Source organism: Staphylococcus hyicus, from assembly GCF_000816085.1.
Lineage (GTDB): Bacteria > Bacillota > Bacilli > Staphylococcales > Staphylococcaceae > Staphylococcus > Staphylococcus hyicus.
On sequence record NZ_CP008747.1, the window covers coordinates 1,368,281 to 1,380,570 of the forward strand.

At 33.9% G+C, this 12,290-nt stretch carries 12 protein-coding genes; 11 read left to right on the forward strand and 1 reads right to left on the reverse strand.

Annotation, left to right across the window (positions count from 1 at the left end; translation table 11 throughout):
* Positions 1 to 181: 181 nt before the first annotated feature.
* The 6 genes from SHYC_RS06520 (at position 182) to SHYC_RS06545 (ending at position 6,522) form a co-directional block, all read left to right on the forward strand.
* A complete protein-coding gene (locus SHYC_RS06520) occupies positions 182 to 805 on the forward strand; it encodes a transcriptional regulator CcpN (protein ID WP_107633010.1) in 624 nt (207 codons plus the stop codon).
* 15 nt (positions 806 to 820) lie between these two features.
* A complete protein-coding gene (locus SHYC_RS06525; RefSeq protein WP_039645531.1) occupies positions 821 to 1,651 on the forward strand; it encodes a pyruvate, water dikinase regulatory protein in 831 nt (276 codons plus the stop codon).
* A gap of 63 nt (positions 1,652 to 1,714) precedes the next feature.
* On the forward strand, positions 1,715 to 3,499 hold the full coding sequence (gene dnaG / locus SHYC_RS06530; RefSeq protein ID WP_039645533.1) for a DNA primase: 1,785 nt from the start codon (positions 1,715 to 1,717) through the stop codon (positions 3,497 to 3,499).
* A gap of 17 nt (positions 3,500 to 3,516) precedes the next feature.
* On the forward strand, positions 3,517 to 4,626 hold the full coding sequence (gene rpoD, locus SHYC_RS06535; RefSeq protein ID WP_037565382.1) for an RNA polymerase sigma factor RpoD: 1,110 nt from the start codon (positions 3,517 to 3,519) through the stop codon (positions 4,624 to 4,626).
* Positions 4,627 to 4,748: 122 nt separating this feature from the next.
* Entirely contained in the window at positions 4,749 to 5,432 is a 684-nt protein-coding gene (locus SHYC_RS06540) for a tRNA (adenine(22)-N(1))-methyltransferase (RefSeq protein WP_039645535.1), read from the forward strand.
* The gene (locus SHYC_RS06545; RefSeq protein WP_039645537.1) at positions 5,422 to 6,522 is read left to right on the forward strand and encodes a Nif3-like dinuclear metal center hexameric protein; all 1,101 of its coding nucleotides are present in this window, start codon (positions 5,422 to 5,424) and stop codon (positions 6,520 to 6,522) included. Before SHYC_RS06540 ends, SHYC_RS06545 begins: the two co-directional genes overlap by 11 nt.
* 85 nt (positions 6,523 to 6,607) lie before the next feature.
* Here the strand turns inward: SHYC_RS06545 and SHYC_RS06550 are convergent, their stop codons facing one another.
* Positions 6,608 to 7,576, reverse strand: a complete 969-nt coding sequence (locus tag SHYC_RS06550) for a 4-hydroxy-3-methylbut-2-enyl diphosphate reductase (RefSeq protein WP_039645538.1) — start codon at positions 7,574 to 7,576, stop codon at positions 6,608 to 6,610.
* Between the two features lie 187 nt (positions 7,577 to 7,763).
* Between SHYC_RS06550 and SHYC_RS06555 the strand changes: the two genes are divergently transcribed.
* From SHYC_RS06555 to SHYC_RS06575, 5 genes are all read left to right on the forward strand, one after another.
* On the forward strand, positions 7,764 to 9,104 hold the full coding sequence (locus SHYC_RS06555; RefSeq protein ID WP_039645540.1) for a DEAD/DEAH box helicase: 1,341 nt from the start codon (positions 7,764 to 7,766) through the stop codon (positions 9,102 to 9,104).
* 13 nt (positions 9,105 to 9,117) lie between these two features.
* A complete protein-coding gene (locus tag SHYC_RS06560) occupies positions 9,118 to 10,011 on the forward strand; it encodes a deoxyribonuclease IV (RefSeq protein ID WP_039645542.1) in 894 nt (297 codons plus the stop codon).
* A gap of 237 nt (positions 10,012 to 10,248) precedes the next feature.
* Positions 10,249 to 11,019 carry a metal ABC transporter ATP-binding protein gene (locus SHYC_RS06565; RefSeq protein ID WP_039645545.1) on the forward strand — a complete coding sequence of 257 codons (771 nt, stop codon included), beginning with the start codon at positions 10,249 to 10,251 and terminating at the stop codon, positions 11,017 to 11,019.
* Entirely contained in the window at positions 11,016 to 11,903 is an 888-nt protein-coding gene (locus SHYC_RS06570; protein ID WP_039645547.1) for a metal ABC transporter permease, read from the forward strand. The genes SHYC_RS06565 and SHYC_RS06570 overlap by 4 nt, the downstream gene beginning before the upstream one ends.
* On the forward strand, positions 11,866 to 12,276 hold the full coding sequence (locus SHYC_RS06575; protein WP_039645549.1) for a Fur family transcriptional regulator: 411 nt from the start codon (positions 11,866 to 11,868) through the stop codon (positions 12,274 to 12,276). The genes SHYC_RS06570 and SHYC_RS06575 overlap by 38 nt, the downstream gene beginning before the upstream one ends.
* Positions 12,277 to 12,290: the final 14 nt, after the last annotated feature.

Here is a 12,290-nt window from a genome sequence, read left to right on the forward strand (position 1 = left end):
ATAAACCGTTATAATGGTAAATGAATGTTTTTATGAAAGTCGTATGAAAAACATACTGATTTGAATACTTCATCAAATCAAACGTTGCATATGAAAATAAATATGATGCTAGTATCTTAAAGGAGGCATTTCTGCTATTTAATTAGCATAACCATTGGGTTTTAAATAAGCAGAGATCATTATAGAACTGAGTAAACGTCAAGAACACATTGTTGATATCGTAAAAAATTCAGGACCTATAACTGGTGAAAAAATTGCTGAACAACTTAATCTGACGCGCGCAACTTTAAGACCTGATCTTGCTATTTTAACGATGGCTGGATACCTAGAAGCTCGACCTCGTGTAGGCTATTTTTACTCTGGTAAATCAAGCTCACAATTACTTACTGAACAACTCAAGCATTATATTGTTAAGGATTACCAATCACATCCTGTTATTTTGAAAAGTGATGTCACAGTTTATGACGCAATCTGCGCTATTTTCATAGAAGATGTAGGGACACTTTTTATTGTAAATGATGATAATGATTTGGTTGGAGTATGTTCTCGAAAGGATTTACTACGTGCATCGATGGCTGGACAAGATATTCATAACATTCCTGTACATATTATAATGACAAGAATGCCAAACATTGTTCTTTTAGAAGAAGATGACCTACTTTTATATGCAGCACGTCAAATGATTTCTAAAGAAATAGATTCCATTCCAATCGTTAAACCAAAAGATGATGGAAAGTATGCTGTAACAGGCCGTATTTCTAAAACTACAATAACTAAACTTTTCGTTTCTTTATTCGATCAATAGGAGGGCTAATGACACATGACGAAAGTGAAAATTATTATTGCCTCAGACTCAGTAGGCGAAACAGCAGAACTCGTTGCCAAAGCTTGTATTTCTCAATTTAAAAACGTTGAAAGTACAGCCGACATTATTCGCTACCCATATATAGAGACGAAACAAAACATAGATGAAATCATTCAAATGGCAAAAGAAAATAATTCTATGATTATTTATACTCTCGTGCGCCCTGATATTAGAGCGTACATGGCAGATTTAATTAAGGAAAACCATTTAAAATCAGTCGACATTATGGGACCTATCATGAGTATGATGGAAGCGACATTCCAACAACAACCAATTAACGAACCTGGTATCGTGCATAAACTTGACGAAGATTACTTTAAAAAAATTGAAGCGATGGAATTTGCTGTAAAATATGATGATGGCAAAGATCCAAAAGGACTTCCAAAAGCAGATATTGTCCTTATAGGAGTTTCTCGTACCTCTAAAACACCAATTTCACAATATCTTGCACATAAGCGTTATAAAGTCATGAATGTGCCAATTGTGCCTGAAGTAAACCCACCAGAAATGTTATTTGAAATCGACCCCAAAAAATGTATTGCTTTAAAAATCACATCTGAAAAACTAAATGCTATTCGGAAGGAAAGATTAAAACAACTCGGACTTTCTGACTCAGCACGATATGCTACAGATACACGTATCGAAGAAGAATTAGACTATTTCAATAAAATCGTTGAGCGCATAGGTTGTCCAGTTTTAGATGTTTCAAATAAAGCAATAGAAGAAACAGCAAATAATATTATACAAATTATTGAGCATAATAATTTCTTTTCAAATCAAAAGTAAGTATAATATTGAAACTCATTCAATTTTTTCGCAGGAATCCAACAATCAATAAAGGTGATAAATTTGAGAATTCCACAATCAACCATTGATCAAATCAAACAGAATACAGACATATTAGATGTCGTTAGTGAATATGTCAAACTCGAAAAAAGAGGCCGCAATTATATTGGCTTATGCCCTTTCCATGATGAAAAAACACCTTCATTTACTGTGTCTGAAGACAAACAAATTTGTCATTGTTTCGGTTGTAAAAAAGGTGGGAATATCTTTCAATTTATTCAAGAGATCGAGAATGTAACCTTTACTGAAGCGGTAAAAAAATTAGGGGATCGTATTAATATTCAAGTCGATATTCAGACCAATGATACATCTCATCAGATTGCTTCAAATGATTTACAAATGATTCAAATGCATGAAACTTTATTGGACTATTATCATTATATATTAATGAAAACCGTTGAAGGAGAAGATGCATTAAAGTATTTATATTCACGTGGATTTACTGACCAAGTAATCATTGACCGCAAAATTGGTTTATCACCGGACTCATCGCATTTTGCAACTGATTTTTTTGAGAAAAAAGGATATGATTTACATTTAGGTTATGAAGCAGGGATTTTATCAAGAAATGAAAATGATTTTACTTATTTTGATCGTTTTAGAGATAGAATCATGTTTCCACTAGCAAATGCGCAAGGTCGAATTGTAGGGTATTCAGGACGAACTTATAAAAATCAGGAACCGAAATATTTAAATAGTCCCGAGTCTCCAATCTTCCAAAAACGAAAATTATTATATAATTTAGATCGTGCACGTAAACACATTCGTTCCTATGATGAAACGATTATTCTTGAAGGTTTTATGGATGTCATTAAAGCCGATGAAGCAGGTTTACATCATGTTGTTGCCAGTATGGGAACTCAAATTTCTGAAGATCATATGCAATTTTTAAGAAAATTATGCAACAATGTGACTTTATTGTTTGATGGCGATTTCGCTGGGGTTCAAGCTGCTTTAAAAACTGGGCAAATGTTGTTAGACCAAAAGATTAATTGCTATGTTGTTCAATTACCACAAAGTATGGACCCGGATGAATATATTGAAAAATACGGTAAAGATAAGTTTTTAGACTTTGTTAATACCGAAAAAAAAGCGTTCGTACTGTTTAAATTATTGCAAAACAAAGCACAAATTGAAAATAATGATTTAGCTTATGAAAAATTTTATAAAATGTTTGTCAACGATGCCTCTAAAATCACTTCTAATATCATTAGAAAAAAAGTGTTACAAGATGCATCAAGCTTGTTTAAAGTTTCGCCAGATAGTCTAAATAATGAAGTAGATAAGATTTCTCCGGAAACACAAACACAGCGTATGACACATCCTGCGCCTCAAAAACAAACAGTACGGTTAAATAAATATGCCGTTGCTGAACGCGCAATTTTAAAGCATTTTATAAATGATAAAGATGTTTTTCTAAGTTTTCATAAAAATATTGAAGAAACCGACTTTACAAATGAGTATTTTAAACGTATATTTAATATTTTACGAGACTTTTATTCTAAGCATGAACAATTTGAAATAAGTGAATGCATCACCTATATTCATCAACATGAAATTAAAGAAGCGTTGATATATTTAGTAGACTATCCGCTTAATCGAGAACCGTATGAGAATGAGATTGATGATTATATTCGTGTGATGACAGAACATCGCTATTCAGATTCGATAGATACACTTCATGAAAAATTACGTGAAGCCACACGTAATAAAGATGTTGCATCTCAAAAATATTATTTAGAAATGATAGTTAATAAAAATAGAAATAGATTGAAGCGTCAAGATTAAAATCGGGAGGCCTTTGTATGTCAGATAATCAGGTAAAAGTAATTAAAAAAGAGACTATCGATCCGACTCTAACACTAGAGGATGTTAAAAAACAGTTAATTGAAAAAGGGAAAAAAGAAGGTCACCTTAGCCATGAAGAAGTTGCAGATAAATTGCAAAATTTTGACATGGATTCAGATCAAATGGATGAATTTTTTGACATGATTAACGATAATGATATTCAACTTGTCAATGAAAAAGATAGTTCTGATACCGATGATAAATTAAACCCTAGCGATTTAAGTGCGCCTCCAGGAGTCAAAATTAATGATCCGGTTCGTATGTATTTGAAAGAAATTGGACGTGTCGATTTATTAAGCGCGCAAGAAGAAATCGAACTTGCAAAAAGAATTGAACAAGGAGACGAGGTAGCAAAAGCACGATTAGCTGAAGCCAACTTACGTCTTGTTGTTAGTATCGCTAAACGGTACGTGGGTCGAGGAATGCTTTTCTTAGACCTTATCCAAGAAGGAAATATGGGCCTTATTAAAGCCGTTGAAAAATTTGATTTCAGCAAAGGTTTTAAATTCTCAACATATGCAACATGGTGGATTAGGCAAGCAATTACGCGTGCGATTGCTGACCAAGCACGTACTATACGTATTCCAGTACACATGGTCGAAACAATCAATAAACTAATTCGTGTTCAACGTCAATTATTACAAGATTTAGGGCGTGATCCAGCACCAGAAGAAATTGGTGAAGAAATGGATTTACCACCGGAAAAAGTTCGTGAAATACTAAAAATTGCACAGGAACCTGTATCATTGGAAACGCCAATTGGTGAGGAAGATGACAGTCATTTAGGTGATTTCATTGAAGATCAAGAAGCACAAAGTCCATCAGACCATGCGGCTTATGAATTACTTAAAGAACAGTTAGAAGATGTGTTAGACACTTTAACAGACCGTGAAGAAAATGTTTTACGTTTACGCTTCGGTCTTGATGATGGTCGAACACGTACATTAGAAGAAGTCGGTAAAGTTTTCGGTGTTACACGTGAACGTATCCGTCAGATTGAGGCTAAAGCACTGCGTAAATTAAGACATCCTAGTCGCAGTAAAAGACTCAAAGATTTTATGGACTAAATTTAATGCGTTAATCATTTCTATACGCATTTTTAAAGGGAGCAATCAGTCGTATCACTATGGTCAAACATATGATGAACTGTTTGTACTCCCTTATTTTTATATAAAAGGAGCACACCATCATGATTCCGATTAATCGACGACTACTAAAAGTGAGTGAATATATCAAAGGGAAAAAACTTGCTGACATAGGATCTGACCACGCGTATTTACCAATTTATGCACTACAAAATGGATTAATTCAATCAGCAATAGCAGGTGAAGTTATAAAGGGACCTTTTACTGCAGCCAAAAAAAGTGTAGCTGTGAACGGTTTAACATCGAAAATTGATGTGAGACTTGGTGATGGATTGACAATTCTAGAAGAAGCGGATTGTGTTGATACTGTCACAATATGCGGGATGGGTGGCCCATTAATCACACGTATATTAGAAAATGGATTGCATCATATACCCAACTTTCCGCGACTAGTACTCCAATCAAATATTCAATCAGAACCTATTAGACGCTTCCTACAGCAGAATGGCTATAAAATTATTGCAGAAACATTAATTAAAGAACGCGCACACATTTATGAAATCATTGTTGCCGAGCGTGGTGAGATGCATTTATCAGCTTTGGACTTTAAATTCGGTCCCTTTTTACATCCAGAACATGGTGACTTATTTAAAGAAAAATGGCAAAGAGAATTAGATGCATTGTCAGATATAAAGAAACAATTGAATCCAGATAAACACGTAGAACGATACGAAGATATTATTCACCAAGAAACCGTAATTAAAGAGGTGTTAAATAATGAAAATTAAAGCATTACTTCAAACACTTAATCATCATGTACCATTTAACTCTGCAGAATCATGGGATAACGTTGGCTTATTAATTGGAAATTCAGAAAATGAAGTTCATGGTATTTTAACGGCGTTAGATTGCACAATTGATGTTGTGAACGAAGCAATTAATCAACAATGTAATACGATAATAGCCCATCATCCTCTTATTTTTAAAGGTGTAAAAACTATCGTTGAGAATGAAGGCTACGGAGCTATTTTGTATGCATTAATAAAGAACAACATCAATTTAATCGCGTTGCATACAAATCTGGATGTTCATCCACAAGGTGTGAATGCTATGCTTGCTGAACGCATCGGCATCAAGACACCAGCGCTTTTAAATGTCAACAGCAAAACATATTTTAAAGTACAAGTTTTCATTCCTAAAGAAGCGGGAGAACGCTTTAAAAATGCGTTAAGCGAAGCAGGCATTGCTAAAGAAGGGAATTATGAATATGCGTTTTTCAATTCAACTGGAATTGGACAATTTAAACCAACTGGTGACGCAAATCCTACGATAGGTCACCTACATCAACTTGAAAATGTTGAAGAACTAAAAATCGAATTTATGATTGAAACCCATCAACGCAACTTGACAGAACATTTAATAGAAAAATATCATCCATATGAAACACCTGTTTACGATTTTATTCCTTTAGAAAAAAACATTAACCAAGGACTTGGTGTCATTGGTCAATTAAATCAATCGTACACCGTGTCTACGTTTGTTACCCATTTAAAAACAGTTTTAAATATGCCGAGCATCCGCTATATCGGTGACAAGAATACATTAATTGAAAATGTCGCCATAGTAGGGGGCTCAGGTATTGGCTTTGAATCAATGGCACAACATAAAGGTGCAGATGTTTTTATTACAGGAGATATTAAACACCATGAAGCACTTGATGCTAAAATTGCTGGCATCAATTTAATCGACATCAATCATTATAGCGAATATGTTATGAAAGAAGGATTGGTTAAACTTTTGTCACATTGGCTCAAGTCAGAAGGCACTTTCAAAATATTAGCATCTACTGTGAACACAGATCCTTATACGTATTATTGAAACAAGTCATCTTATTAAGAATGCACCCTAAAGTTAATCGTCAAATTGAACTTTAGGGTGCATATTAAAAATGGTGGCATGTTTTTTAATCCATAATTTTAACAGGCTTAGCTTTTTTAATTTTAGGCAGAATTTTATCCACTGGCACATTCGACTGAATATGATGTGTTTCAGGATTAGATGGATCAAAATCTTTTAGAAAATTAATGACCTCTTTTACTATTGGTGTAGGTGTAGAAGCACCTGCCGTCACTGCAACAGTATCAACGCCCTCTAACCATTCAAGTTTTAATTGTGAAACATCAGCAATACGATAAGAATTTGTGTGTGCAATGTCTTTAGACACTTGTGCAAGTCTATTGGAGTTATTACTTTTAGGATCACCAACAACGATTAATAAGTCTGCAGCACCTGCTTGATCAGCAACAGCTTCTTGGCGTACTTGGGTTGCTTGGCATATTTCTTTATGTTGTTCGATATGAGGGTATTTTTCTTGTAAATCTTCCATTAAATGCAATACATCCCATTGTGACATCGTCGTTTGATTTGTAACAATTAAACGTTTATCTTGTAACATCTCAGGCAAGGCATCGACATCATTTTTAGTTTCAACTAAGTGTACCACATCTGGAGCAACGCCCACAGCACCTTCTGGTTCAGGATGACCTTTTTTACCAATGTAAATAATATGATAACCTTCCGCTTTTTTAGCTCTAATGAGCGCATGTGTATTTTCAACATCTGGACATGTTGCATCAATACATGTTAACCCTTTTTCTTTAGCACGACGTTTCACTTCAGGTGAGACACCATGTGCTGTAAAAATCACGGTCCCAGAATCAATTTGGTCTAAAATATCCAGACGATTAGGTCCGTCTAGTGTAATAATACCATCCGATTCAAAAGCATCTGTCACATGTTTATTATGCACAATCATCCCTAGAATATAAATAGGACGCGGTAAATTCGGATCCAAAGAAGCATTGCGTGCGATGACCATTGCATCCACTACACCATAACAATAGCCCCTTGGTGTTATTTTAATAATTTCCATAATATACACGTACCCTCCTTCAACTTCATATTATAGCAACTTCAATGCGCAATTTAAACTATTCGAACGCATAGCACTAAAGAACTATTTCACCAGTTGTAGTTTGGTTCGCGATTCTTGATGAGTAGTTTTCATTTACGATAAATTCCTATATAATATAGGGACGATAGAATAAGGAGGGCCATTCATGCCTAAGCACCCATTTGGTCATTTCAATTTTGACCCAAGTTTAATTGCAGCTATAGACGAATTAAACTTTAAACAACCGACAGACGTTCAACAACGTGTCATTCCTAGATTATTAAAACGTGTCAACTTAATCGGGCAATCACAAACTGGAACAGGTAAGTCTCATTCATTTTTATTACCGATCTTCCAATTATTAGATGCTGAGATACATGAACCACAAGCAGTAATTTTAGCACCAACAAGAGAGTTAGCTACTCAGCTTTATCATGCTGCGCTACAGCTAGCAGAACATAAAAAGGGGATTAAAGTAAGCCTATTTATCGGGGGAACCGATTTTGAAAAGGATAAACAAAAAACAACACAACAACCACAACTTGTTATAGGAACCCCAACACGCATAAATGATTTAGCTAAAGCAAATGCTTTACATGTGCACTTGGCACAACAATTAATTATAGATGAAGCAGATTTAATGATTGATTTAGGATTAATTCAAGAAGTGGATCACATTGCTTCTCGTTTAGACAAAGAGGCTAAAATGGCTGTATTCAGCGCAACAATACCAAAATCATTACATCCATTCTTAAATAAGTATCTTCAAAATCCAGAATTTGTTGAAGTTAAAACTGAACACAAAAACAAAAAAAATATTACATTTTACTTAATTCCTACTCGTGGTACTGAAAAATTAGATAAAACAGTTGAATTAATAGATACGATTAATCCATATTTAGGCATCATTTTCTGTAATAGTCGAGATAATGCAAATGATTTGGCAGAGAAATTGAATCAAAAAGGGATTCAAGTTGGCATGATTCATGGTGGATTATCTCCGCGTGAACGTAAACAACAAATGAAACGTATCCGTAATTTAGACTTTCAATATGTGATTGCAAGTGATCTCGCTTCACGTGGAATTGATATTGAAGGTGTCAGTCACGTTATTAATTATGATGTGCCATTAGATATAGATTTCTTTACACATCGTGTAGGTCGTACAGGTAGAGGGAATTATAAAGGCATTGCGATTACACTTTATAAACCAGATGAAGAGTACCTCATCCAACAAATCGAACAAAAAGGTTATCATTTTGAAAATGTAGATATTAAGGATGGTGAGTTGCGCCCAATAAAAGCACACAATACACGTCGCTTAAGACAAAAACAAGATGACCATATTACTCAACAAGTGAAAAACAAAGTAAAACGTAATAATAAGAAAAAAGTTAAGCCAGGTTATAAAAAGAAATTTAAACAAGAAGTTGAAAATTTAAAACGCCAAGAAAAAAGACAACATAGTAGACGTAAAAAACGTCTTGATCGTAAAAATAAAAAATAAAGGTAGGATACGAATGTTAATTGGATCACACGTTTCTATGAGTGGTAAAAAAATGTTACTAGCTTCTGCTGAAGAAGCGCACAAATACGGCGCTTCTACATTCATGATTTATACGGGGGCACCACAAAACACACGCCGTAAAGCGATTGAAGAACTCAATATTGAAGCAGGACAAAAAGCGATGAAGGACTTCGGTCTTTCGAACATTGTTGTTCATGCGCCCTACATCATTAACATCGCAAATACAAGTAAACCCGAAGTTTTTGAATTAGGGGTGAATTTTTTACAAAACGAAATAGAACGTACCGAAGCAATTGGTGCTAAAGATATTGTTTTACATCCAGGTAGTCATGTTGGTGCTGGCGCAGAGGTTGGGATAAAGCGTATTATTGAAGGTTTAAATGAAGTGTTAAACAATAAAAATGATGTTCGTATTGCACTTGAAACGATGGCAGGAAAAGGTTCAGAGGTCGGACGATCATTTGAAGAAATAGCACAAATTATTGACGGAGTCACACATAATGAGCGTTTATCGGTGTGTCTTGACACGTGTCATATCCACGATGCAGGCTACGATGTGGTTAATGATTTCGACGGTGTACTTAATGAATTTGATAAAATTATTGGTGTAGACCGCATCAAAGTTGTTCATGTAAATGATAGTAAAAACCCTAGAGCGGCACATAAAGATAGACATGAAAATATTGGTTTTGGTCATATTGGTTTTGATGCACTTAATTACGTGGTCCATCATAAACAATTTGAAAATGTACCAAAAATATTAGAAACACCTTATGTGGGTGAGGATAAGAAAAATAAAAAACCACCATATAAATTTGAAATTGAGGCTTTAAAACAAAGTAAATTTGACCCAGAAATGAAAAATATCATTATGGCTCAAACTTAGGCATTTAGTTGTTAATAGTCATATTCGATTTAAACCATTAGTACATGGTTACATTTTATTATCTTAATAAAACATTTTCTTAAGTACACTTTAATAAAAGGCTCTCAAGATGGCTTCATTTTGAGAGTCACATTTATGTTATCGTAAAATCGATATTTAACCCTCAAATCATTTTCGTAAACATTACTATTTACATCACTTTCATAAAACGGTATTATATTTAGTTGAGGTGAGAGAATGGATCAACCTGTATTTGAACTTAAAAATATAGATTTTTATTTTGATAATAAAAAAGTATTAGAAAATATAAATATTAAAATAAATAAAGGCGAATTTTTGGCTATTGTAGGCCCGAACGGTGCAGGTAAATCAACTTTGTTAAAATTAATATTAGGTTTACTCCCTATACAGCATGGAGGAATTTTTGTTGACGGGGCATCTTATCAAAAAAAATTAACTACAGACAAAATAAGTTATGTTTCTCAAAAAGCTTCCTCAGTCACTGCTGGATTTCCAGCTACGGTTAAGGAAGTTATTTTAAGTGGATTAACGCGAAAGAAAAGATTATTTAAATGGTTTAATAAAGATGACCTTCAAAAAGTGGATGAAGTACTTAAGCGTTTAAATATAACCACTTTAAAAGAAAAAAATATATCAGAACTTTCCGGCGGACAACAACAACGTGTTCTCATCGCACGTGCATTAGTGTCAAATCCATCTGTTCTTATTTTAGATGAACCTACGAATGGTATTGATGCCAAACATGTTGGTGAATTTTATGAAACATTAGACCATCTAAAAAAAGAAGGGGTCACGATTATATTGGTGACACATGATATTGGCGTAGTTGCAGATACAGCAACTAAGGTAGCATGTTTAAATAAGCACTTACACTTTCATGGAACTACAAATGAATTTAAATCATTAGATGAGGTAGAAATATCTAAAATCTATGGTCACCCAATAAAATTTGTTGATCATCAACATGATAGGGCGTGTTGTAAATGATTGAAGCAATATTAAATTTTGACTTTATACGATATAGCTTTATTAGCGGTATTTTAATTGGACTCATTGCACCTTTAATTGGTACATTTATCGTTGTTAGGCGCTTATCTCTAATTGCGGATGCCTTAAGTCATGTAACATTGAGCGGCATTTCATTTGGAATGTTTATAATTAGCGCTTCGACTACATTTGCATTTGTGAATCCTATTTGGACTGGGATATTATTTTCAATTATTGGTGCATTGTTAATTGAAAAACTTAGAACCTCTTTTGCCAATTATCAAGAAATAGCAATTCCAATTTTAATGAGTTCTGGAATCGGTTTAAGTGCAATATTTATTTCTTTAGCTGATGGTTTTAATCAAGAGTTAGTTGGATTGTTGTTTGGATCTATAAGTGCTGTGGCATATAGTGATTTAATCACTATATTAATAATTGCGATACTTGTAATTGCATTTATTTTATTGTTTTATAAAGAGTTATTTATTTTGTCATTTGATACAGAATATAGTAAGGTGATTGGGATTCCAAAATGGATTTCATTTCTTTTCATTGTCATTGTCGCGCTAGTTATTTCAGCTTCAATGCGCGTCATTGGTATATTACTTGTCAGTGCCTTAATCACTTTGCCTGTGGCCATTGCAATGCGATGGACGAAAGGGTTTAAGCAATTTATAGGTCTCAGTATTTTAATTGGGGAATTTTCTGTTATAACTGGTTTAGTTACTGCATTTTATTTAGATATTTCTCCTGGTGGCGTGATTGTAGTGATATTAATCATGTTACTTGGTTTAACATTTGTTGCACAAAAGTTTACAAAAGGGAAGGGTAAAGGAGTGATTCTGAATGAAAACGCAAGAAGCAATAAGAATTCTGAAGGATAACGGGCACAAATACACAGATAAGCGCAAAGATATTATCAATATTTTCATTCAAGAAGATAAGTATATTAATGCAAAATATATTCAACAACTTATGAATAAAGACTATCCAGGGATATCTTTCGATACAATTTATCGAAATTTACACCTTTTTAAAACACTAGGTATTATTGAAAGTACAGAATTAGATGGTGAAATGAAGTTTCGTATTGCGTGTACGTCCCACCACCATCATCATTTTATTTGTACTTCTTGTGGAGATACTAAAGTGATAGACTATTGCCCAATGACCGAAATAAAAAAAGCTTTGCCTGAAGTTGATATTGAAAAGCATAAACTTGAAGTTTATGGCGTTTGTGAAAATTGTAAATCATAAAAAATGCTACCGAT

What these genes read in the sequence shown, in the direction of transcription:
- SHYC_RS06525 (WP_039645531.1), top strand. Translation starts at nt 821, where the DNA reads ATGACGAAAGTGAAAATTATTATTGCCTCAGACTCAGTAGGCGAAACA.
- rpoD (WP_037565382.1), top strand. Translation starts at nt 3,517, where the DNA reads ATGTCAGATAATCAGGTAAAAGTAATTAAAAAAGAGACTATCGATCCG.
- SHYC_RS06540 (WP_039645535.1), top strand. Translation starts at nt 4,749, where the DNA reads ATGATTCCGATTAATCGACGACTACTAAAAGTGAGTGAATATATCAAA.
- SHYC_RS06545 (WP_039645537.1), top strand. Translation starts at nt 5,422, where the DNA reads ATGAAAATTAAAGCATTACTTCAAACACTTAATCATCATGTACCATTT.
- SHYC_RS06550 (WP_039645538.1), bottom strand. Translation starts at nt 7,576, where the DNA reads ATGGAAATTATTAAAATAACACCAAGGGGCTATTGTTATGGTGTAGTG.
- SHYC_RS06555 (WP_039645540.1), top strand. Translation starts at nt 7,764, where the DNA reads ATGCCTAAGCACCCATTTGGTCATTTCAATTTTGACCCAAGTTTAATT.
- SHYC_RS06560 (WP_039645542.1), top strand. Translation starts at nt 9,118, where the DNA reads ATGTTAATTGGATCACACGTTTCTATGAGTGGTAAAAAAATGTTACTA.
- SHYC_RS06565 (WP_039645545.1), top strand. Translation starts at nt 10,249, where the DNA reads ATGGATCAACCTGTATTTGAACTTAAAAATATAGATTTTTATTTTGAT.
- SHYC_RS06570 (WP_039645547.1), top strand. Translation starts at nt 11,016, where the DNA reads ATGATTGAAGCAATATTAAATTTTGACTTTATACGATATAGCTTTATT.
- SHYC_RS06575 (WP_039645549.1), top strand. Translation starts at nt 11,866, where the DNA reads ATGAAAACGCAAGAAGCAATAAGAATTCTGAAGGATAACGGGCACAAA.